This is a genomic window from Rhizobium sp. BR 362, from assembly GCF_036528765.1.
Lineage (GTDB): Bacteria > Pseudomonadota > Alphaproteobacteria > Rhizobiales > Rhizobiaceae > Rhizobium.
On record NZ_JARWGH010000025.1, the window covers coordinates 1 to 22,888 of the forward strand.

Consider the following 22,888-nt stretch of genomic DNA (forward strand, 5'->3'; position numbering starts at 1 on the left):
GTCCATAGACGTCGGCGCAGTCCGCCCAGCGGCCACCACATCGCAGGGCATGGACGATTCCGCTCAACACGCGACGATCGTCCACGCGCGGCTTGCCCCGCACATCCGTTGGCAGCAGCGGTTCGATCCGTTCCCACTGCGCATCGGAAAACCAAAAGAAATCAGACATCTCACCGCCCTTTCGTCGCGGCAATGAATCATGTCTCAGCGCTCAAGGAAAGCCAATTATGGGTCCGGACCCTAGTCTTTGCGTTCGGGAGGTGGCTTCGGCCCGCTATGCCCGCTGCGCGCTTGGTCGAGCTTGGCGTTAGCGAGACCGAGGATCGATCCGGCATAGGCTCCGGGAGAACCGATGGCCTTTTCCTTGGCAGCGGACCCCGCCGCTTTTCCCGCGGACCCGATTCCTGCACCGAAACCACGAAGAGCTGCACCTGCAACGGATGACCCAGCAGCGCGAGCAGCCTGGGCAGCCGCAAAGCCTGCGCCCGCCGCACCCGCTGCAAGGAACCCGGCGCCCGTGGCGAAGGATGCCGCTTGGCCGCCGTGGCGGATCGCCTCCATTCCGCCCGAAACCGAGGCGCCCTGGACAACGCCCTGCATGATGTTCGGCACATAAATCGCGACAATGAAAACGACGACGGCAATGCCGGCAATCGCAAGCGCGGTCTGGAATTGTTCGCCAATGTCGGGTTGGTTTGCCAATCCGATCAGAACCTCCGATCCGATCCGCGAGATCATGACCAGTGCCATGAGCTTCATTCCGACCGAGAAAGCATAGATCAAATATCGGACAGCGAAGTCTTTGGTATAGGAGGAACCGCCCAGGCCGAGCATGATCGTGCCGGCGAGCAGGCCGATATACATCTCGACCATGACAGACACGAAAATCGCGGCGACGAGCGAGAACGAGATGACAACGACGACCATCGCAAAAGCGGCAGAGATCGCCAGCGCATTGTCCTCGAAAAGCCCAAACTGGATCTTTTCCGACATCTTGGTGGCGACGGCGAGTCCGGCATTGAAGACATCGGCCGGCGAAGCGGTGCCGCCTCCGGCGCCGATCTGGAACAGGCTATCAACTACTGCCTTGGCGAAGGTCGGCCCTTGTGCCAACACGAAAGCGAAGAAGCCGACGAACATGATCCGCCGGACGAGCTCGGCGAACCAGCTGTCGAGCGATGCAGCTTGTATCGCGAGCCAGACGGCAGCTATGCCGATCTCGATCGTTGCCAGGATCCAGAAAAGCGACTTCGCCGCATCCATGACGGTTGTTTCCCAACCCTTCGCGGCCGTTGTAATCTGGCTTTGCAATGAGGTTAGCACCGAGCCTTCCTGGGCGAGGGCTGGCTGAGCCGCCAGCACGCATAAGGTCGTGAGCAGGATCGCAGCCCTGAGCCGTTGAAGAGATATTGCCGTCATCTCCTCACCACTCGACTTTCATTTTTTCGCCGCCAGAGGTCGGATATTTCTTCGACGAGCCGAAGAACTGGTCACGACGCTCCTGAGCAACCTGCTTTTCGGAGATGAGCAGCCAGATGCCAGCGCTGCCGGCCGCCAGGAAAATCGCGATTGCGACTAGGATCGATTTTGTTCTCACCATTCCACCTTCATTTTTTCGCCGCCGGAGGTGGACGGTGCCGTTCCGCTGAAGAATTTCTCGCGACGCGCCTGCGCGAGGTCCTTGTCGGTCTGTTCAGTCTGGAGCCAGGTGCCCATCATGGTCATCTGCTGGGATACCAGGCCACGAAGCTTCTGCATCTGTGCGACCTGCTGCGCGGCGATCTCGTGTCCGACCTGCAGAGCCTTCATCTGCCCGTCGGCGGTCTCGGACATGGACCGCAGCGAAGACATCGTGCCTTCTTCGGTGTCGAACTGCTCTGCCGTCAGGCTCGCGGCCTTCAGCGTGCTGGCGATCGTGTCCCGGTTGGTGTCGGACCAGGTCTGATAGCTTGACGAAAAGCTCTCGGAGTTAGGCAGGTTGGTCTTGAGACTGGAATAGCTCTGGAAGCGCTGCTGCAGCACATCGTCGGCATTGCCCATGGAAAATGAGATGCTCTGGCCCTGGTCGACGATGCTGCGAAGCTGATTGAGATCGCTTTCGACCTGTCCCCACGTATGCGAGGGAAGCGTCGCGGTGTTTTGCAGCAGGTTCTGGTAGATATTGAGCTGGGTTTCGATCTGTTGCGCCAGCTGGCTGATCTGGGTGAGCTGGTTCTGAATTTGCTCGCCCGATTTCCCGACCAACGCGACCAACTCGCCGTTGTTCAGGACCTGCGTCCATTCTGTGGCGGCACCAGTGGCGGTGCCGGCATCTGCGGGCACGGCGGTGCCGGCCATCAATGCGACTGCCGCCAGACCGGCGAGCAATCTATTCGAAGTTGAGCAGCGATACGGCATCGTGAACTCCTCTCGTTTGAAGCCAGTGGATCGGCCAGTCGTGGCCATGTTCGGAATGGAGCGCGCGGATGCGCTTCAGGTCTTCCTTGCCGGAGGCCCCGACAAAACTGAGCGCCACAGGGCCGAGCGCCATATCGAATAGCCGCCGGCCTTCGGGGGTGACCACGTAGTATTCGCGCTTGGGAGTAGCGTTCGAGACGATCTCGATCTGCCGCTCGTTGAAGCCGATCCGCTCGTAGAATTCGCGCGTCCCAGGCTCACGAGCGGCGCCGTTCGGCAGGCAGATCTTCGTCGGGCAGGATTCCTTCAGGACATCGATGATTCCGGAGCGCTCAGCGTCCGAGATGGACTGCGTGGCAAGCACGACGGCGCAGTTGGCCTTGCGCAGCACTTTAAGCCATTCGCGGATTTTGTCGCGAAACACCGGATGACCGAGCATCAACCAGGCCTCGTCGAGGACAATCAGGCTAGGCGAGCCATCGAGACGCTTTTCGATCCGGCGGAACAGATAGGTGAGAACGGGCACGAGATTGCGCTCGCCCATATTCATCAGCTGTTCGATCTCGAAGGTCTGGAAGGCGCGGAGGGTCAAACCGTCCTGTTCGGCGTCGAGCAACTGACCCATCGGTCCATCGACCGTGTAATGATGGAGCGCGTCCTTGATCTCGCGCATCTGAACGCCGCTCACAAAGTCCGAAAGCGATCGGCCGGCTACGCTCGCCATCAAACCAATCTGACGCGAGATAGCGTTGCGGTGATCTGGAGTGATGGCAACGCCCTGCAGCGCAACCAGCATTTCTATCCATTCCGTCGCCCATGCGCGATCACTATCGGTCGCGAGCTCCGAGAGTGGGCAGAAGGCCAGCGCCTCTTCGTGAGCGTCGCCGCCGATCTCGTAGTGATCGCCGCCTGCGGCGAGTGTCAACGGCAGGAGCGAGTTCCCCTTGTCAAAGGCGAACATCTGGGCGCGATCGTAGCGCCGGAACTGCGCTGCGATCAGTGCCAGCAGCGTCGACTTGCCCGAACCGGTCGGCCCAAAGATCAGCGTGTGACCGACGTCGTCGACATGGAGGTTCAAGCGAAACGGCGTCGAGCCGCTGGCCACCTGCATCAGCGGCGGAGAGTTCGGCGGGTAGAATGGGCACGGTGCGACAGGGCTGCCCGACCAGACAGAGTTGAGTGGAATGAGATCGGCAAGGTTGCTGGTGTTGATCAGCGGTTCGCGGATATTGCAATACCAGTTGCCCGGCAGACTGCCGAGAAAGGCGTCGGTCGCGTTGAGCGTTTCGATCCGCGCCCCGAAACCCTCGGCCTGGATCAGCCGGCGGACAGCCTCTGCCTTCTCCTGCAAGGCTTCGCGATCGTGATCGAAGAGGACAATGACCGGGGTATAGTAGCCGTATGCCACCAATTGTGAGGAAGCCTGGGCAATGGCGTCCTCGGTCTCGGCCACCATGCTCATGGCGTCCTGATCGACTGAGCGGCTTTGCGTCTGGAAGAGTTGATCGAAGAACGGCCTTACCTTCTGCTGCCACTTCTTGCGGGTGCGTTCGAGTTTCTGCCGCGCCTCTTGTGCGTCGAGAAAAATGAAGCGCGATGACCAGCGATAGGTAAGCGGCATCAGGTCGAGGCTATTGAGAATCCCCGGCCAGCTCTCCGCCGGCAGACCGTCGATCGCCACGACGCCGAGAAAGCGGCCTTCGACCTTTGGTGTCAGCCCATGCTCAAGCTCGGCGGTGGCGATCCAGTCGAGGTACATCGGCGCATCCGGCAGTCGGATCGGATGGTTTTCGCCGGTGATGCAGAAGCGAACGAATTGCAGCAGCTCGTCGTAACGGGCGACCCGCTCCCCTCCCCTCTCGACGACTTCGCGCGTTTCCATCCGGCGTATAGACAGGGTGTTGGCAAGATACTGCTCGATCTCGCGCACGGCGTTCTTGAAGACGAACAGCACCGTGTCCGCATAGCTCTTCTTGCGGCTCTCCTCGTCCGAGTAGATGTATTTGCTGAGCGCCGTCTTTTTGGACTCGAGCGGCCGATATGTGAGGACGAGCGCGTGCTTGCTTTCGAAATGTCCCTGCACGCGCGCGAAATGCGCCCGCCGTTCGGCGTCGATCGCGCGCGTGACCGTGTCGGGAAAGTGGCAACGATCATCTGACGGATAGTCGAACGTCGGAATGCGGACCGCTTCGACTTGGATCATCCAGCCGCTTCCGAGCCTCGACAGTATTGTATTGATCTGGCGCGAGAGTTCGTTGCGCTCCAGATCCGTCGCGCTTTCGGAATCCGGGCCGGCAAAGTACCAGCCGGCCATTAGGCTCCCATCTTTCAACAGGAGCACACCATTGTCGACCAGACCGGCATAGGGAACGAGATCCGCGAAGGACGGGCCAGTGGCCCGGAAGCGTTTGAGCGCGACCATGTCTCCTCCTCAATACCGACGCCACGGCGAGGAGGTCGCCTTGTAGTAATGCTTGTAGGAGATATGGCGGACATAGACTTGCCGCATGAGCGGGTCTGCTTTTGCCATCATCCTCAAGACGCCGACGATGACGATCCAAATGGCAACGCCGAAAAGGGCGGAGTATGCCGTCAGCACTACGAAAATGAGAATGCCGGCAGCAAGCCCGGTGAGCAGCACCAGCTCCCGGTCCGCGCCCATCAGCAGGTTCGGGCGCGACAGGGCGCGGTGAATGCGGTTGCGTTGCAGTCCGGACAAGGTCTCAGCCATGACCCCCCTCCCCTGCTGAGCTTGGATCGATGGACGTGGCGCGCTCGTCAGGCGCTCCGATCGAGGCGCCGGTGGCGCCGAAAAGGCCGACGATGTTCGTCGCGCCGAGAAGGATGCCGGCGACAAGCACCACATAGACGAGCCGCCGCGCGAAATCGTTGAGTTCGCCCCCGAAGATCAGCATGCCGCCGGCGATCGCCACTGCTGCAAGCGCGATGGCACCGGCAACCGGGCCGGTGATCGATTCCTGGATTTGTTGCAGTGGTCCTTCCCATGGGAGGCTGCCGCCCGAACTCGCCAATGCAGGGGCAACCGACGCCAGGACGATCGGCGCTACAAGGAGCGCGGCGGCGATAGTAGCGTTCTTACGCGACATGACGCGCCTCCTGTTCTTCCGTGAGCTCATCGGATTCGATTTCGTATTGGCCGTGTGCGTAGCGCTCGACCTGAATGACATCGCGAACGCGTCGGCCCCTTGCCGTCCGTTCGATCGAGATGATGAGATCGACCGCCTCGCCGATCACCTCCTGCATCGGCTGTTGGCTGGCTTCGGCGGTCAGTTGCTCAAGGCGGCGGAGCGCCGACATTGCAGTGTTGGAATGGATGGTCGCGACGCCACCAGGGTGGCCGGTATTCCAGGCCTTAAGCAAAGTGAGCGCAGCGCCGTCACGGACTTCGCCGACGACGATCCGGTCGGGACGCAGCCGCATCGTGCTCTTTAAGAGCCGCGCCATATCGACAGTATCGCTTGTGTGGAGAAGGACAGCGTTGTCGGCTGTGCATTGGATCTCCGCGGTATCCTCGAGGATGACGAGGCGGTCGTCCGGCGCCGACTTGACGATTTCGTTGATGACGGCGTTGGCAAGCGTCGTCTTGCCCGAGCCGGTGCCGCCGGAGATGATGATGTTGAGCCGAGACGAAATCGCGCTGCGGATCGTCAACGCTTGCTGCTCGCTCATCACGCCCGAGCGCACGTAATCCTCAAGCGGGATCAAGCGTGAGGCGCGACGGCGAATGGTGAAGGCCGGCTTGGAGACCACAGGAGGCAACAGTCCTTCGAAGCGATGGCCACCGATCGGCAGTTCGCCGGAGACGATCGGCTGCTCGCTGTCGACCTCGGACTGGAGCGAATGCGCCACGGTTCCGATAATCATTTCAGCACTTGCGGACGACATTTCTCCGGCGGGTGCAACGCCATGACCAAGCCGTTCGATGAACAGTTTGCCGTCCGGATTGAGCATGATTTCGACAACAGTCGAATCGTCGAGCGCGACGCAGAGCTGATCGCCCAGCGCCTCCTGAAGTTTGCGCACGAGTCGAGGATGAGAACGAAGCTGGTTCACGGTTTTCTCCCTTATGCTGCCTGACCCAGCGGACCATCAAATTGCGAGCGATAGCTGGACGGACGGAGCCTCAGAAATGTTTCTACGTTCACCGGAAGGATCCCCGCGATGGCTGTAGTCACGCCTATACGGCTCGGATCGCCGATGCGCTGAAGCGGCCAGCCGACACGTCCGAGAATGCGTTCGAACCGCAGGTCGGTCACAGTCACGATCTCGGTGATGCCGTTTGCGAGGCACCACTCGATGATGCCCGCAAACATCGTCAGCGTTGCCTCATGCACCGAGCCTGCCCCCCTGCCCTCTTCAAGGGTCGTGTCCACGCAGAAGCGGGAGCTCTCGATCATTGCAGGGTGTGCGTTCAGTCCGTCGCTCGGTAGCAGCGACGAAAAGACGTTCGCCACCATCGTTAGGCCGGCGGCCGGCAGAAGCCGGGCGCAACCGCTAACGTTGCCCAGGTCGGAAACGGCCAGGATGTAGGTGGGGTCAAGAGAATCGAAGCCGTCCGATTCCTCACCATCTACGACGTTGACCTCCCAGCCCAGCCGCTCCGAGAAGACGCGAGCGCGTAGCTGGTGATGTTGCTGGATGAGCTGAGCTTCGTGAACATTCCGCGGTTTGTTGAGCGCGAAAACCTGCATGAATTTCTCCGTCGTCGTTGATCGGCGGAGAAGTCAGCATGGAACGGAATTGCGTGGTAGTTGGAGGATCCTGCAATGTTTTGCGAGTGAGTCGGGCGGCAGTGGCCGCGGAGTTTGGTGAAATCAGGTCCCATCACGCCCAATGCGGCTAGTTAGGGTTGCAGGATTCACAGATAAACAGATCGAGAACATAGCCAAAGGCCGGGCCTGTTAACTCCGCGAATATTAACGGAAAATCGGGGGCTATCAATGTTTCTGGCGCGGCGGCGTTAACCTTTCGTTAACCTAAAACCGCTTGCTCAAAATTCAGAATCGGCTCTAATGGTTAGTGGCGGAACTTTACCGGTTTCGCGAAAAATACCGCCACTTGCAGGAAATGGGTTTTGAGATGGCGAAGACCGCCGCAAAAACAGCGCCAGTCGTTGAAGGACTGACCGCATTGATGGAGCGTCACGCCGACGCCCTCTCCAGCCAACTTCAGGCGCATCATCTCAAGGTATTCCCGCCCACGGCTGAAAAAGGCATTCGATCCTTTGCGCCGTCAGAGGTCTCAAAACTGCTCGGCATCGGTGAGTCTTATCTTAGGCAGACTGCTTCGGAAATGCCAGAATTGCACGTGAGCATGAGCCCCGGCGGTCGACGCACGTTCACGATCGAAGATATCCATGCAATCCGCAAGCACCTGGACCAGATCGGCCGCGGGAACCGGCGCTACCTGCCCCATCGTCGCGAGGGCGAGCAGCTTCAAGTTATCTCGGTGATGAATTTCAAGGGTGGCTCGGGCAAGACGACGACAGCCGCGCATCTGGCGCAATATCTGGCGATGCGTGGCTACCGCGTCCTGGCAATCGATCTCGATCCCCAGGCAAGCCTTTCCGCACTCTTCGGCAGTCAGCCAGAAACGGACGTCGGTCCGAATGAGACTCTTTATGGCGCCATCAGGTACGATGACGAGCAGGTTCCGATCGAGCAGGTTGTGCGAGGAACCTACATTCCGGACCTCCATCTCATTCCGGGTAATCTTGAACTGATGGAGTTCGAGCACGACACCCCGCGCGCCCTGATGAGCCGGAAGGAAGGCGACACGCTTTTTTATGGTCGTATCAGTCAAGTCATCGAAGACATCGCGGACAACTACGATGTCGTGGTCATCGACTGCCCTCCTCAACTGGGCTATCTCACGCTTTCGGCTTTGACCGCCGCGACGTCGATCCTGGTCACTGTCCATCCGCAGATGTTGGACGTGATGTCGATGAACCAGTTCCTGGCGATGACCTCGAATCTCCTGCGCGAGATCGAGAATGCGGGCGCTCAGTTCAAATTTAATTGGATGCGCTATCTAATCACGCGCTTTGAACCGAGTGACGGGCCCCAAAACCAGATGGTTGGCTATCTTCGTTCGATCTTCGGTGAAAACGTGCTCAACTTTCCGATGCTCAAGACAACTGCTGTTTCTGACGCTGGCCTGACAAACCAGACGCTGTTCGAGGTTGAGCGTGGTCAGTTTACGCGCTCGACCTACGATCGCGCCTTGGAGGCGATGAACGCTGTCAACGACGAGATCGAGACTCTGATCAAAAAAGCCTGGGGTAGAACCACATGAGTCGGAAGCACCTTCTCGGCGTCTCCACAGACGCGCCCGACACTACATCAGTCGCTGACAATAGAGCGGCCAAGACTCGGTCGATGCCGCTTCTCGGCGTGGCGAGAAAAGAACGTGATCCTGCGACCAAGCTGACGGCAAATATCGGCAACGCACTGCGTGAGCAAAATGATCGTCTTGGCCGTGCCGAGGAGATTGAACGGCGGCTCGCGGAAGGTCAGGCCGTCGTTGAACTGGACCCATCATCAATCGAGCCGTCGTTCGTTCAAGATCGTATGCAAGGTGATATCGACGGTCTCCTTGTGTCGATCCGGGAGCAAGGACAGCAGGTCCCAATCCTTGTGAGGCCTCATCCGGAAGGAGGTGGCCGATACCAGGTTGCCTTCGGCCATCGCCGCCTGCGCGCCGTGTCAGAGCTCGGACTGCCGGTCAAGGCGGTCGTTCGCGACTTGACGGACGAGCAATTGGTCGTGGCCCAGGGTCAGGAAAACAACGAACGCGAAGACCTCACCTTTATTGAAAAGGCGCGTTTCGCGCATCAGCTGAACAAGCAGTTCTCGCGAGAAATCGTCATCGCTGCCATGTCGATCGACAAAAGCAATCTGTCGAAGATGCTCCTACTTGTCGACGCCCTCCCCTCCGAGCTGATCGACGCAATTGGGGCCGCTCCAGGAGTCGGTCGCCCCAGCTGGCAACAACTCGCCGAACTGGTCGAGAAAGCAGGGTCGCCAGCGGACGCCGTCAAATTTGCGAGTTCGGCAGAGGCTCAGACGCTGCCATCAGCGGATCGGTTCAAGGCGGTGATCGGACACCTGAAGCCGCGTCGTATTGCGCGCGGTCTGCCGGAGGTCATGTCGACCCCGGATGGGAACAGACTTGCGCAGGTGACACAGAGCAAGAGCAAGCTGGAGATCACGATCGACAGGAAGGCGACGCCTGAGTTTGCCGCCTTTGTACTCGAACATTTGCCGGCGCTTTATCAAGAGCACCGTGCCAAGCATCAACAGAAACAGGGAGAGTAACCCGCAAAAGAAAAGAGCCCCCTCAACGTTGCCGTCGTGGAAGCCCTTCTGTCTCTTTAGCACGAACAGAATCGCATTTCCTCGAATCTTCGTCAAGAGTCTTTGGCACCGTTTTGGTGAGCGGATTTCTTTTGCCTGCTGAAAGGTGAAAGACGATGCAGACGGGAAGTGTGACGACGCCATTCGGGCGGCGGCCGATGACGCTCGCGCTCGTGCGGCGCCAGGCGGCCTTGGCTGAGATTAAGCAAGGCAAGACAGCGGACAAGTGGAAGGTCTTCAGAGATGCCTCCGCGGCTATGGAGTTGCTGGGAATTCAGTCCAATAGCCTCGCGGTTCTTGACGCGCTGTTGAGTTTCTATCCTGAGAATGAGTTGCGCCAGGACGCGCAACTGATCGTCTTCCCCTCGAATGCTCAGCTTGCACTTCGGGCGCATGCAATGGCGGGCGCGACTTTGCGCAGACACATCGCCATCTTGGTGGAAGCGGGTCTCATCGTTCGGAAGGATAGCGCCAATGGTAAGCGCTACGCCCGCAAGAACGGTGATGGCGAAATCGAGAGCGCCTTCGGCTTCGATTTGTCGCCGCTGCTGGCACGCGCCGAGGAGTTGGCGATGCTGGCGCAGCAAGTGACGGCCGATAGAGCGGCATTGAGACACGCAAGAGAAAACCTGACCATCTGCCGCCGCGATGTCCGCAAGCTCATCACCGCAGCGATGGAAGAGGGTGTTGATGGAGATTGGCAATCGATCGAGGACGTCTACGTGGCGCTTGTAGGACGAATTCCGCGGGTTCCGACGCTCGCAGGCACCACGACCATCCTTGATGAAATGGAGATGCTTCGCGAGGAAGTCCTCAATCGATTGGAAACGCTCGAAAATTCTCAAAATACTAGCACCAATGGCGCTCATAGCGAGCAGCACATACAGAATTCAAAATCCGAATCCTTCAGTGAACTTGAACCTAGCTCTGAAAAGGAGCAGGGGGCAAAGTCGAGTTCGAGCCGCCAACCGAAGAATGAACAGCAAAGGGCTTTCCCATTAGGGTTGGTGCTCAAGGCATGCCCGACGATCGTGGACTACGCGCCGGGGGGCATCGCGAGCTGGCGTGATCTGATGTCTGCTGCGGTGGTCGTTCGATCTGTGCTGGGGGTTAGCCCTTCCGCCTATCAGGATGCCTGCGAGGGGCTGGGCCCGGAAAATGCGGCGGTGGCGGTTGCGTGCATCCTGGAGAGAGCGAATTTCATCAACTCGGCGGGAGGCTACCTGCGTGATTTGACGCGGCGCAGTGAGCGGGGGGAATTCTCGCTTGGACCGATGATAATGGCATTGCTGAAGGCCAACGGGCAGGGGAAGAATTTGAAAGCTGGATAGGTTTGCCCGATCGGCATCCAAGCCTTCACGATTTCGGTCGTGGTCAGCTGACCACAAATCTAACACTTTGGCGGACAATGGCTTTCGAAGATGAGCACCGCAAACGCGGTCAAGTCTTGCTGTCATGTCATTTGGTGGCGAAGGCAATCGATCGCACCTCGGAAGGCCAAGGCCAACGGTATCGGCCGGCCAGGAACGAGGGACGTCTGAGCGGAGGCTTACCTTGTGTCGGCGTCTCTGTGTGGTTCGACGTACTGCCTCCTAGTGCCCGGTGCGGCGAGTAGTGGAGGACGACCTCTTCTATTGGCGGACAGGCAACGCGGGGCTATGAGAGCCACTGCAAGTCGGTCAGAGGCTTGATGCTCGGCTCTATCTCGGCAAATTCCTCAAGGCTCGCTTGACCAAATCGATCCCTTTGAAGCCGCTAAAAAGGGAGGCCTGATGCGGGTGCGCGATGGCATGTTCCTCGGTGGTCAGCTGACCACCGTCCTAATATCTTGAAATAAAAGGGCTTTCGGCGACGGCCATTTCAACTCAATGACCTCTACTTCCGCGTAAATCTGAGTGTACTCCCGAGATGGATTCTGGAAGAGACGTATAGGCAGCTGGAGCGCATAAGTCGTGAGGTGAGGTATGCCCCTCAATGGTGATCGACGAAAGAGGTTCCGAGCGGATCCTAGAGGGGAGCAGTAAACTTGGAAGCAGCGCTGGGGCTGGGCAGGCCGGCATAACTTGCCATCCGCATATTAGGCGATCTACTAGCGGCAAGGCGTTATCAGCGTCCTGCACCGTGCTTCCATCAATAGAGCGATAAAGTGACCGAACCAACTCCAACTAATCAAATTGCTGCTTTTCGTGCGAAATTAGATAAAGCTGTTGCGCAAGGGCGGCGGCAGCGAGAAAAGGTCGAGCGGGAGAAATCGAAGGCTCGCGCCAATGCCTCCAATTATGAACCTGCGATCGTAAGTTTCATCGACGTGCTGGGTTTCCAGGCGCTCCTCAATTCGAGAACTCCTGCCGAGATTCACAACATCATTCTCGATCTGCGGGAATTTTCCACGCCAGATGAGTTACCCGCGAGACGAATGAAGGACGTCCGGCTGAGCAGTCGAGCGTTCGCGGAGTCGGTGTCGGACGCGGTGGTGCGTGTCCGTGTTTTTGATACGCAATATGCTGATGGGGCGCTGTTCAACGAGTTGCTAGACCTTCTCCACATCCAGATACAATGCATTAACAGCGGAGTATTGATCCGAGCCGGGGTCGCGATCGGAGACGTGCATGTTGGCTTAAATGGAAAAGGCCCAATCTTCGGACCGGCGATGGTGCGCGCTTACGAAATCGAGAGCGAGGAAGCCATGTATCCGCGGATTGTCATTGACGAAGCCGCATACAGGCTCTTCCTCGCGGACAGTCGCCTACATAATGAAAATCACGATCCGGAGGAGGAAGCGAGTTATGTCAACGGACTTCTTCGAGTTGGCGAGGACGGTACGCGGTACATAGACTATTTGACTGCCGGCGAGGGGGAATTCGACGACTTCGCGAGTTACCTTCAATTCATGGAAAGGCACGCTGACTTGCTGCGCCGGAACTTAGGCACAACGCATCGACCGAACGTCCATCGTAAATACGTGTGGCTTGCGCGTTATCACAATGACGTTCTGGAAAAGATGCGAGCCGAGTTTGAAAGCGGCCAGCGTTCGCTGCAGTCCTTCCAAGCGATCTGCAGCCGGGACGCTTTGGCTTGCCTCGATGCGCTAATCATAGAGCTAAGCTGATTGGCATCTGGCCACTGGCGTCGGGGGGAAACGTGCTGGGCGTGGACGTATCCGACCGTTGATCAGCAGTGCGCGCGTTAGCGCCGCAGGATAGGCCAGTCCTGTGCCCGGTGGCCGACGCCAGGAACGCCGGTCGGCCAGGGCGCGTTCGACATCCTGTTCTCTCGTTTCGGAGCGATGTTCTTAGACGATTCTAAAGGGGCATTCGCGCGCATATGCGCCGCGCGCTGCGGCCGTGCGGGTGGGTCGCTTTCGTCTGCTGGCGCGGCGCGGACGAGAACGATTGGTTGCGCTTCGATGGGCGCGATCATGGGCATGGTCCCGTCGACGGCGCCGCCCGATCCCGAAGCGCCTGGCCCTTCTTGTTCGGCGACCAGGGCATCCTAACGGCGGCCCGCTGGCACGCGCGCTCGCTTATCAGCCTGGCGACATCCCCGCCCGCGTCGCCTTCGCGGCCGCCGCGGCATGCGGTCGGTGATGATTGACGACACGGCGCGGATCGTCGCCGCGCGCAATTCGGCAAGCTGAAAGGGACTAACATGGGGAGACGCCCGTCTCGACGGCTCGGCGGCGGGTTCGCTTCCGTATGAGAAGTCGCCGCCATCACCGCGGGCACCTGCGCCGCGATCCACGCTCCCTCTCGATGGGCGGGCCGCCGCCATCGCAGGCGCCGGAAGAACTAGCGCCCGTGTGCCAGGTTGAAAGCTGTCCACCGTAGCTGCGGACCGATGGCGAATACCGTTGCCTAGCGCTCCAGATCCTCAAAAGCCAAGTGTGGACGTCGATGCGATCGGATAGCGGCGCGAAACACCCAGCCGGCGCTCGCCCGATGAATTGCGCTGTCACCGGCGAATAAGGCCAGAGCGGTGGGCTTCGTCCAGCAGGTCTCGAACGGATGAGGGCTGCCACTTCTTGCCGCCACGCGCAGGCCGTTCTCCCATCTGGTCCAGTTGCGCGCCAATGTCGCGAAGTGACAGATCGGGATCGGCAATAGAGATCGCCGCCGCCAACTTCATGAGGTGGTCCTCGGGGGCGCGACGCGGGGAGCGGGCCAGAAGTTCTTTCTCCGCGAGCTTTTCGCGAACCAGGCGATGAACGGCGCGACGAAGGCGCTCGACGGTCCAGTCGTGACCGCGACGGTTGAGTACCCGCACGACATTATCCCAGCTATGTTGCGGGCGCAGTTGTCGCACCATTGGCAGCCACATCTGCGCCGACGCGATGAGCTCATCGAGATAAAGTTTCTCCCGCGCTCGTGAAACTGCCCTGATCGCCTCCGGACGCCGTTCTCGCAGGCCCGGGTTGCCAGGAAGTTTACCGCGAGCCTTCGCCGCCTTGATGCCGGCTTTGGTGCGTTCGGCGATCAGCGCCCGCTCGAGCTGCGCGACCGCGCCGAGGACCTGGAGGGAAAACATGCCCTGTGGCGTTGACGTATCGATCGGGTCCCGTATTGACCGGAAATGCACGACCCGCTCCTCGAGGTCCTCGATGACGGACAAGAGATGGCTCACCGATCTGGCCAGTCGATCGAGGCGGACGACGACCAGGACGTCGCCCGCGGTGAGTTCGCCGAGCATCCGCGTCAACACCGGTCGAGCCCGCGATGCGCCGGAGCCGTGCTCCTGATAGATCCGATCGCAGCCGGCTGCCCGCAACTCATCGATCTGGGCATCGTGGATCTGATCGTCCGTGGACACCCGGGCGTAGCCGATCAGCCGCTTAGGAGGCTGGTGGATGTTAACGGTTTGTCGCTTTGCCATGGCGCCTTTAACAGTCTCGTTTCAAGTTAGTTTGTACAGATAAAGAACGCGTGAGAAAATGGTCAGTTGCAAGCGTGTTTTATCTGTTTGAGAACGGCCCACCAGACTCGAAATGCGGCTGCGCATGGGTATCGGAGCGTCCGCAGCGACAAACGTGCGCCAGCGGGCTTCCTTGGCGGAAACGCCGGAAAGCAAGGGAAGTTGAGGAGGGGAGGGGAAGCGAATTGGCGGCAAGAGTGCCGTTGGCGTAGTGCCGGCGAGAGGGGAGGTGCCAACCTAGGCTGCGGCCTGTCTTACACCCCCGATACGCAGTACTTATCGGAGGTGATGGCACCAACTAAAAGTCATACCATGTGAGGAATCGCAATATTCATATAGAGTTCCTTTAACAAATCATTTACCATGATTTCAATGGCTTATGATCTTACGAAAATCAGCATGACGACCTTGATGCGGCCGGCCTTCGACGCCGGTGTCGCTCTAACGCGTCTGGACGAGCGCATCGCCCGTTCGCCGGTCGGGGGAGGCTTCCTCGAACGATCCCAGTTCACCGACGCCTGCGCTTCGCTGTGGATCGACGGCGAACTCGTCCATCTCGAAGACCTCGTCCTCCACGACGCCACGAAGGATATTCGCACACCTACCCATGAGCTGACCATCGCCCGCGACGTGCTGCGAACCCGCCGACGCATATCTGGCCAACTCCCCGGCTGGGCGTTATCGGCTGATGGTGTTCGCACGCTAAGAAAAACCACAGAGATCACATCGGCCGACGCTGACGAGGCGGCGGTCGCCACGGCGGCCCGGCAGACGGTTGCGCTCGATCTGGAAGGGGAGGGCGACGATGACGACATCGAAAATCTACCCGGCGTTGACTACGCCGCTATCGATGCAGTTCTGGCCCGTTCCGAAGCTGCGATCGAGAACGCGACCCGGCCCGGCCGTGGCGGCGCGGCGGAAAAGGATCCGCTCGTCTATGATATCGACTGGGACGAGGATGCGCGGCTTGACGAATGGCGGAGCGTGGTGCGCCAGGTAGAAAACCTGCCGGCGGTGCTGCAGGCCATCGTCGCCCTCGATGCCTGGAACGAGCTTTCCGTCCTTCAGCACGCGCCCTGGCTTGGCCGGCTGTTGGCCGCCTCGATCCTGCGCCAGGCCGGGGTTACCACCGGTGCCCATCTTGCCGCCATCAATCTCGGCCTGAAAACCATTCCCGTCGATCGGCGCCGTCATCGCGACCGGGAGACCAGACTGCTCGCGATCGCCCACGGCCTTCTAGCGGCCTCCGAGCTCGGTCTGAAAGAGCACGACCGGCTGGCCTTGGCGCGCAAGATGTTCGAGCGAAAGCTTGACGGACGCCGGGCGTCTTCAAAGCTGCCGGAGCTGGTCGAGCTGGTGATGGCGAAACCGCTGGTGTCGGCCGGGATGGTGGCGAAGACGCTGGACGTCACTCCACAGGCGGCGCGGCGGATTGTTTTGGAGTTGGGTCTGCGGGAGATGACGGGGAGGGGGAGGTTTCGGGCGTGGGGCGTGATCTAGGAAAGGCGAAAGTCGATGTCTAGGTGGTGGGCGCGACCGGGAGCGGGAGTGGCCACGGGTGTCTAAAGCTGGATATAACGACTCCTATGTCCATCGAACATAAATTGGGGGAATGAGCAGCGATGACCGAACTATCCGTCCGCCTAGACAAGTTGCGGTTTCTCGCTGAGGAGCTCCAGCTCGCGTTCGCTCTGGCAAGCAACGCTCCGGATGCGTGGAGCTCGCGCCTGCTAGCGCGGCATATACTGATCCGGGCGTATGACGTCATAGCTCATGCTCGTCAGATCAGGAAATTGGTCCGGACCTTCGGATCTGATCAGAAGTTTCACGAGGCGAAAGAATCCTACGCCAGTTGGTTCGACGAATACTTCAAGACGGCGCGGCACAAGCTGGGAGCACATGTCCAGGATCTGGATTTCGGACAACGTATTGAACTCTGGAATGACATTGAGACGAGCAAAGTTGGAACTTTCGTTGAGGGCGCAGCTGAGATCTATGGTCTGCTTGCACCCCTCAATCTTCCCGGCTTTGTGCCGTTAACATCTCCGCCGGCGGAACTGGCAGATCCTGCCTTCCTATCGACACTTGCTCAGTTCCAGCAGTCGGCTCTTCCGGCTCGTGCGGAATACGCTTCGGACTCCCTTGCAATGACTCGACCAGGCACGATAGCCGGCTCGGGCAACACGCCGATCCATCACCGCGCCGCTCAACTTAGTCTGATCGCACGGTGGATCCACTGGGATCGAGTGACGCTCGATCGATTCGCGGCTTTCCCTCGCGTGCGGCGTATCCTTCTGTCACGTCTTGTCACCGACGTGGTGAGTTTTGCAGATTGTCTGATAACACGACCTACTGCATCGGGAGCGCTTCAAACTATGGTCGGGTTCAACGATCTGATGGCGGCTGAAGCGGGCGGTCCATCTCCCGCTCTCGCGACGTTCTTGTCCGGATACCAGTTTGAGCCCGTCCTCAGCCGATATCGACCAGTTCGGGATCAGATTGGAGGTCATCTCGAAATCGATCCGATGCAGGTCCTGCCGGCCGTGTTTTTGTTGTTGGACAGCGTCGATCTGGCGGATCTGCACAACTTTTTCGAAGTCATGCGACACGCTTTTTTCGCAGCCTGTAGTGAACGTGTCTACCTGTCGCTGTATCGGGCCGATGGGGAAGCCGTGCGCGGCGGTATTCCTGTCCGTTTGAATTCAGTTGTTGCCTATGACCCGGTTGCAAAGCCGGATCCCGATCCTGAACTCAAGCGTGTCCACGATTGGGGCCCAGACGACTTTAGACAGACAATGGCCGGTTGGTTTAGCGAAGACATCGAAAAACAGGAAACCGCCCTAGACGCCTTCCGATCGGGTTTCTCCCAAAATCGCGGTGAGGAGTTTACGGTCGAACATTCAGCAGGGAGCAGCAGCCGATGGGATCGCACGACCTTTACAATCGCGCACGGTGTTCTGCTGCAGGCGCTCATCGAAGCGCCATCACAAACCCATGCCGTCTTGCTGATCGATTTGCTGTTAAGCGCTAGCCGAGGCCATCCGAACCGAGCCGCCGAACTGCTTATCCGGTACATCGAGCAAAGCGGTCCCCTCTCCAGCGCACCGATCGTGATCCATGCGCTCGGGATGCTGGCCGAATGGGATGTTCCCCGTTTTATGGGGCCACTTGCAATTGGTGCAAAGCGCGGCCAACCTTGGCCAATCAGGCGTGAAGCCATACTTGGGCACTTCCGGATCTTCGTTCGGCATGAGGGACTTCTACGTATCAATAATCAGAGGGTCTTCGCCCAGATGGGCGATGAGATCGAACCTCTCATTGTAGCGGTGTCACCTGAAGAGGAGCTCGAACTTCGGCTGGCTATGGCGAGCGTGATTTGGAATCCCGATCTGAACCTGTTCGCGCAGCGTTTCAAGGACGATCTGGACGCAATAGACGAGCGCCTGCTTGCGATCGTGTCGGCTGAGTTAAACGCTGCTGATCGCTCGGGAGATATCGATGCGGCGCAGCATTTGATCAAAAACCGGGACTATGTCGGGCTAGTTCTACATTTGGCTTTCCCAACTGAAGGTGCGAGCCATCGCTCGCTTCTCGAACTCGTGCGGAAGGGGACAATTGCGCCTGCTCAGAACGATACAGGCGCTCGTCATCTGATCGGCTGCCTCTGGTTTGCCGGCGAGAAGATCGGCGCTTTGTCGGTAGCGGGCCGATTGGTCGAGCGTTCTCCAGGGAACGCGCTCTATGAACTTATGAGACTGGATCTTTTGCGGCGCCTGCCTGGCCATCGTGACGAGGTTTTGGCAGGGTTGACCCGCCTTCGCCGTGATTTTCAACTAACCGCTGACGAAGTGGCGCAGGTCTTGGAACTGGAGAATGCTCCAGAGCTTCGTTAACGCCCCATTCGCTTCACATCTGCAGCAATAGTTCGGTTCGATTGGCTTCGCAAGGGGCTTGGAGAAAGGCCGAGCTTAGAGCACCACTGGCGCAGGATTTGCCGCGCTGAGCATCGTGGGGTTGGCGGTATCGCGCGCCAGCCTCCCCAAGCACACCAATGCATGTCGGAAGGGAGGGGAGTGAAATCGTTAGCGAAAATCGCCCCTCATTTTACCGCTAAACCACCCGGACATGACAATTTCGGGTGCGAAATGGCAAACGAAAAGCCACAACGGCACTGACTTGGCACGGCTCGGCTGGCGCCTAGTCAGAGTGGGAGCTGGCCGGCATGTTTTGAATCGACAGATCGTCGGGCAAGCCGGCGAGGTAGTTCCGATATGCCTCTGGCAAACCGTGATGGGTCGCCCCGTTCCGCAATTGGTCCAGGTAGGCAAGGCTCGGCAGATGCAAGCCTTCCTGAGGCGATGCTAAGTAGGTATCGGCATCCATCCACTCTCCGTTCAGATTGATCTTGATGGTCCGGCGATTGTAGGCGTTTGCGGACGGTTCCCTGTCGCGACGGTAGCCTTCATTGCTGTCGAGCGAGGCAAAATCTTTGTCGCTTAGCTCCCAAACCACACCCCAAGTATCGTGGCCAATTTTCGGAGTGACCGACGACACCCCGCAACCGCGGTTTTTTGATCGACGCGGAAAACAAAGGATGTGATCCGGCAGATAGCCGAGGCCAATGAGCTTCGCGTCGTGGCAACGCTCAATCATCTGATCCGGATCCATGTTGGATCCATAGGCGAAGTAGAGCATATTACCTCCAATCATGAAACGTCCCACTAAGCCTATAGTCCATCATATAAATCATCAAATGCAATGGGTTGTGGCTTAAATGGAAGAAATTTACCATCCGTTATTGAATTCTCGTCCACTTTAGGTGAGACTGCACGTAAGCATACGAGGATTTCCACACATGACGACGGCAAAAGCGGATCTCGATTCCGACATCATCAGCCTTGCGCGCCTGGCTCTCGCCGGCCGAGCTCAGGATATCCAGATGTTGGTGCAACGCATTGCGCGCAAAACACGGACGGACAAGCCTGAGCTTTCCAGTTCGCTGACCGCTCTTCTTCGAGAAGCGCCCTCGAAAGAAACCCCGCTGCGCCGGATGGCCGAAGTCCCGATGCCGGTTGATTCCGATTCGCGCCTTCATCTTCTGAAGATTGAGGAGAGTATCGAGCTCGATCATCCGCCAGTGCTAGCCACGGAGGTTTCCGTCGCGCTCGACCAGCTGATTGCGGAACGAGGCCGGCTCGAAGCGCTCGACGCGGCAGGGCTGGATCCGACCAGGACTGCACTTTTCGTCGGCCCGCCCGGGGTCGGCAAGACTCTTGCCGCAAGATGGTTGGCAAAACGGCTCGGCAAGCCTTTGATGATCCTCGATCTTGCGGCGGTTATGAGCAGCTATCTCGGCCGTACCGGCGCAAATCTTCGCCAAGTGTTGGACTATGCCAAGCAGGCGGACTGCGTTCTCCTGTTAGATGAGCTCGATGCAATTGCGAAGCGTCGGGACGACCGCGACGAGGTTGGCGAACTGAAGCGGCTTGTGACTGTACTTTTGCAACAGATCGATGATTGGCCGGCGCCTGGGCTGTTGCTCGCAGCCACCAATCATCCCGACTTGCTCGACCCAGCTGTTTGGCGACGCTTCGAGATGAAGGTTGAGTTTCCGATGCCAGAGCGACCGGCAATTCAGGAGCTCGTCAATGGCTTGCTTCAGCCCCATGATGAAAACGCCGATCACTGGGCGAATGTCCTTTCGATCGCCCTTCACGGTCAATCGTTCAGCGACATCAGGCAATCTGTAGAGCGAGCGCGCCGTGCCGCTGCGATTTCCGGAGATGCGCTGGAGACCCACCTACAAGCCCTGATTTCGCCCGATCAGCTGTCAAAGTCAGAGCGCATCAATCTCGCGACGATGTTGGTTGATGGTGGGCTTTCCCAGCGGAGCGTGCAGAAGTTGACCGGCGTCGCCCGGGACACCGTGCGCAGTCATTCGCGTGCTGAAGCAAGCCCGCGCAAACGAAAGGGTGGTTGATGGCGACGCAGAATTTTCTCCTGGGAAAAGGCGAGCGCCTGGTATCTTCTGTCACAGGCGTCAGAGGTGGTTCCCCCAAACAGCATCCCTACACGTTTTTCGAATCCCGTTCGCGCTTGGCACCGATGCTGAGCCGTGCGGTGTCTCTGGTCGACAGTTTGCCAGCAGCGGCATGCCCCGATGACAAGGCAGTTCTGTCGGTAGTTCTCAACCCGGAATACATCGCAAAGTCGTTCTATCCGAAGGAGCTCTTCCAGCAAGTCGGCGTTGAGGCCGTCGGGAGCCGTACGAGATCGATCACACCGCAGAAGCGATCGCTTGGCCGGCCGGCAGAAGAAACCCTGACCACCGAGATCTTTGTGATAGGCCCAAGGGCATCGCTGCGCAGCTGGAGCTCCGCGATGCCGCAATGGAATAACGCGTCCACCGCAACGAACGGGATTATCTCTATCGAGGAAATTGGTGCTCCTGACGCAGATGATAAGCTGAAAGGCCATCTGCCGGAAAAGGGGAGTGTGACGTTTGAAGCGGTGCTGCACACTGATGAACTTCTTGGCGAACAGAAAATCGTTCGCGCATTTCGGACATATCTTGCGGAGCTTGGGATCGATGCCCCAATGGGCAACCGCTTTTATGCTGGCGGGCTTTGCTTTGTCGAGTTGACCGCGCCAAGTGAACGCGCCGAGGACATTGCGATATTTACAGCGGTCCGCGCACTTCGGCAGATGCCGACCCTCAGGGTGCTTCGACCAACTATTCGAGCGGCCGCGACCCCTTCGCCTCAGATTCAATATCCTTCGGAAGCACCAATGGATCCGGGAATCAGGGTCGCCATTTTTGATGGTGGTGTACCAGACAATCATCCGGTGACAGCCTGGACCACGCCAATCGATACGACTGGCGTGGGCAGCTCGCATGAGGATCTTCGCCGTCACGGTGTCCATGTCACATCGGCATTTCTGTTCGGCCATATCGACCCGACCAAACCGCTTCCAAGACCTTACGCGCCGGTTGAGCACTATCGTGTTCTCGACACCGACCCCAGCCAGGATCCGGATGGGCTTTACGAGGTGCTCTACCGGATCGATCAGACGCTGCTTGCTCGGCAGTTCGATCTGGTCAACATCAGTCTTGGGCCGAATCTTCCTATTGAGGATGACGATGTACACGCGTGGACCGCGGTGCTCGACGACCGCTTTGCGAGGAACGATACCCTGGCAACGATCGCCGTCGGAAATGATGGAGAGGGGGATGCGGCACTGGGGTTCAACAGAATACAGGTGCCGTCCGACTGCGTGAACGCGATGGCTGTCGGCGCCGCCGATAGCCCCGACGCTACTTGGGCACGGGCGCCGTACAGTTCTGTCGGTCCTGGCCGAAGCCCAGGTCTCATCAAGCCTGATCTTGTCGATTTCGGCGGCTCGCTGCAGCGACCGTTCCTGGTTGCAAGTTTGGACGGAAGGCCACAGCTCGAGGTGACCGGAGGAACTTCCTTCGCCGCACCGAGCCTGTTGAGGGTAGCCGCCGGCGTGAAGGCCCATCTTGGCGCCAATGTCGACATGCTTGCGGTAAGAGCATTGCTCGTACATACAGCCGAAGAAACGTCGATTTCTGCTGAAGAGGTCGGCCGGGGTCGGGTCGCCAGAACGATGGACGACATTCTATTGTGTGACGATGACACCGTCCGCGTCATCTATCAGGGTACTATCTCCGCCCGCAGCTACGTGAGGGCACCGATCCCGGTTCCGGTCGCCGAAATGGAGGGCAAGGTCCAGATAACGGCGACGATCTGCTATAAGACCCTGACGGACCCCCATCATCCAGGCAACTACACACGGGCCGGCTTGGAAATCGCGTTCCGTCCAAAGGATACAAAGCGAAAAGAAGACAAGAAGTTGCATGCCGATACACAGAGCTTCTTCGGCAAAGCCCAGAAAGGCTTGACGGAGGGGGATCTGCGCCGGGACGCCTGGAAATGGGAGAACACGCTCCACGCCTCTGTCGGGTTTCTTGGAAAAAGTCTGCGTAATCCGGCCTTCGACATCCACTATAATGCCCGCCTCGAAAGCCGAGATTTCGAACCGGAAGACGAGTTACGCTACGCGCTGGTTGTCAGCGTTAAGGCAAAGCGCGTGGCGGATCTCTACGATCAGATCGTTCGCCGGTATCAGACGCAGCTCGAACCGCTGCGTCCGGTCGTCGAAATTCCGATCCGCAGGTAGTCCGC

19 protein-coding genes and 1 pseudogene are annotated in these 22,888 nt (G+C 58.9%); 9 read left to right on the top strand and 11 right to left on the bottom strand.

Annotated elements, in window-relative coordinates; genetic code table 11:
- From QDY28_RS22975 to traI, 9 genes are all read right to left on the bottom strand, one after another.
- The coding region (locus tag QDY28_RS22975; RefSeq protein ID WP_331383942.1) for a transposase at nucleotides 1-169 on the bottom strand (169 nt) is incomplete at its 3' end.
- Nucleotides 170-240: 71 nt separating this feature from the next.
- Nucleotides 241-1,419: a P-type conjugative transfer protein TrbL gene (trbL, locus tag QDY28_RS22980; protein WP_028753547.1), complete on the bottom strand. Its 1,179-nt coding sequence runs from the start codon at nucleotides 1,417-1,419 to the stop codon at nucleotides 241-243.
- Nucleotides 1,420-1,423: 4 nt separating this feature from the next.
- Nucleotides 1,424-1,600, bottom strand: a complete 177-nt coding sequence (gene trbK, locus QDY28_RS22985; RefSeq protein ID WP_028753546.1) for an entry exclusion protein TrbK — start codon at nucleotides 1,598-1,600, stop codon at nucleotides 1,424-1,426.
- Complete coding sequence (trbJ, locus tag QDY28_RS22990) at nucleotides 1,594-2,397, bottom strand: P-type conjugative transfer protein TrbJ (protein WP_028753545.1); 804 nt, start codon at nucleotides 2,395-2,397, stop codon at nucleotides 1,594-1,596. Before trbJ ends, trbK begins: the two co-directional genes overlap by 7 nt.
- Entirely contained in the window at nucleotides 2,369-4,819 is a 2,451-nt protein-coding gene (locus QDY28_RS22995) for a conjugal transfer protein TrbE (RefSeq protein ID WP_028753544.1), read from the bottom strand. The genes trbJ and QDY28_RS22995 overlap by 29 nt, the downstream gene beginning before the upstream one ends.
- 9 nt (nucleotides 4,820-4,828) lie before the next feature.
- The gene (locus tag QDY28_RS23000) at nucleotides 4,829-5,128 is read right to left on the bottom strand and encodes a conjugal transfer protein TrbD (protein WP_028753543.1); all 300 of its coding nucleotides are present in this window, start codon (nucleotides 5,126-5,128) and stop codon (nucleotides 4,829-4,831) included.
- Nucleotides 5,121-5,504 (bottom strand): TrbC/VirB2 family protein, encoded by a 384-nt coding sequence (locus QDY28_RS23005; protein WP_028753542.1) that lies wholly within the window; start codon nucleotides 5,502-5,504, stop codon nucleotides 5,121-5,123. The genes QDY28_RS23000 and QDY28_RS23005 overlap by 8 nt, the downstream gene beginning before the upstream one ends.
- Nucleotides 5,494-6,471: a P-type conjugative transfer ATPase TrbB gene (gene trbB, locus QDY28_RS23010; RefSeq protein WP_028753541.1), complete on the bottom strand. Its 978-nt coding sequence runs from the start codon at nucleotides 6,469-6,471 to the stop codon at nucleotides 5,494-5,496. Before trbB ends, QDY28_RS23005 begins: the two co-directional genes overlap by 11 nt.
- 11 nt (nucleotides 6,472-6,482) lie before the next feature.
- Complete coding sequence (gene traI / locus QDY28_RS23015; RefSeq protein WP_028753540.1) at nucleotides 6,483-7,109, bottom strand: acyl-homoserine-lactone synthase TraI; 627 nt, start codon at nucleotides 7,107-7,109, stop codon at nucleotides 6,483-6,485.
- Nucleotides 7,110-7,497: 388 nt separating this feature from the next.
- Between traI and repA the strand changes: the two genes are divergently transcribed.
- The 5 genes and pseudogenes from repA to QDY28_RS31035 all read left to right on the top strand — a co-directional run.
- Nucleotides 7,498-8,712, top strand: coding sequence for a plasmid partitioning protein RepA (repA, locus tag QDY28_RS23020; protein WP_028753539.1), 1,215 nt, complete (start codon nucleotides 7,498-7,500; stop codon nucleotides 8,710-8,712).
- The gene (gene repB, locus QDY28_RS23025) at nucleotides 8,709-9,734 is read left to right on the top strand and encodes a plasmid partitioning protein RepB (protein WP_028753538.1); all 1,026 of its coding nucleotides are present in this window, start codon (nucleotides 8,709-8,711) and stop codon (nucleotides 9,732-9,734) included. The genes repA and repB overlap by 4 nt, the downstream gene beginning before the upstream one ends.
- Nucleotides 9,735-9,889: 155 nt before the next feature.
- Nucleotides 9,890-11,104, top strand: a complete 1,215-nt coding sequence (repC, locus tag QDY28_RS23030; protein WP_028753537.1) for a plasmid replication protein RepC — start codon at nucleotides 9,890-9,892, stop codon at nucleotides 11,102-11,104.
- A gap of 815 nt (nucleotides 11,105-11,919) precedes the next feature.
- Nucleotides 11,920-12,882 (top strand): hypothetical protein, encoded by a 963-nt coding sequence (locus QDY28_RS23035; RefSeq protein WP_028753536.1) that lies wholly within the window; start codon nucleotides 11,920-11,922, stop codon nucleotides 12,880-12,882.
- A 23-nt stretch (nucleotides 12,883-12,905) separates the two neighbouring features.
- Nucleotides 12,906-13,410: pseudogene (locus tag QDY28_RS31035) on the top strand (class I SAM-dependent methyltransferase); the annotation flags it as partial.
- A 314-nt stretch (nucleotides 13,411-13,724) separates the two neighbouring features.
- On the opposite strand, the gene QDY28_RS23040 reads toward QDY28_RS31035, so the two are convergent.
- Nucleotides 13,725-14,642: a recombinase family protein gene (locus tag QDY28_RS23040; protein ID WP_028753534.1), complete on the bottom strand. Its 918-nt coding sequence runs from the start codon at nucleotides 14,640-14,642 to the stop codon at nucleotides 13,725-13,727.
- Between the two features lie 402 nt (nucleotides 14,643-15,044).
- Here QDY28_RS23040 and QDY28_RS23045 point away from each other — a divergent pair, with 402 nt between their 5' ends.
- Nucleotides 15,045-16,181: an RHE_PE00001 family protein gene (locus tag QDY28_RS23045; RefSeq protein WP_331383928.1), complete on the top strand. Its 1,137-nt coding sequence runs from the start codon at nucleotides 15,045-15,047 to the stop codon at nucleotides 16,179-16,181.
- 122 nt (nucleotides 16,182-16,303) lie between these two features.
- Nucleotides 16,304-18,574 carry a hypothetical protein gene (locus tag QDY28_RS23050; protein ID WP_331383929.1) on the top strand — a complete coding sequence of 757 codons (2,271 nt, stop codon included), beginning with the start codon at nucleotides 16,304-16,306 and terminating at the stop codon, nucleotides 18,572-18,574.
- A gap of 304 nt (nucleotides 18,575-18,878) precedes the next feature.
- Here the strand turns inward: QDY28_RS23050 and QDY28_RS23055 are convergent, their stop codons facing one another.
- Nucleotides 18,879-19,376, bottom strand: coding sequence for a gamma-glutamylcyclotransferase family protein (locus tag QDY28_RS23055; RefSeq protein ID WP_331383930.1), 498 nt, complete (start codon nucleotides 19,374-19,376; stop codon nucleotides 18,879-18,881).
- Nucleotides 19,377-19,731: 355 nt separating this feature from the next.
- Here QDY28_RS23055 and QDY28_RS23060 point away from each other — a divergent pair, with 355 nt between their 5' ends.
- Together QDY28_RS23060 and QDY28_RS23065 are read left to right on the top strand one after the other, a co-directional pair.
- A complete protein-coding gene (locus QDY28_RS23060) occupies nucleotides 19,732-20,661 on the top strand; it encodes an AAA family ATPase (RefSeq protein WP_331383931.1) in 930 nt (309 codons plus the stop codon).
- Between the two features lie 809 nt (nucleotides 20,662-21,470).
- Nucleotides 21,471-22,883: a S8 family peptidase gene (locus QDY28_RS23065; protein ID WP_331383932.1), complete on the top strand. Its 1,413-nt coding sequence runs from the start codon at nucleotides 21,471-21,473 to the stop codon at nucleotides 22,881-22,883.
- The last annotated feature ends 5 nt before the right edge of the window (nucleotides 22,884-22,888 follow it).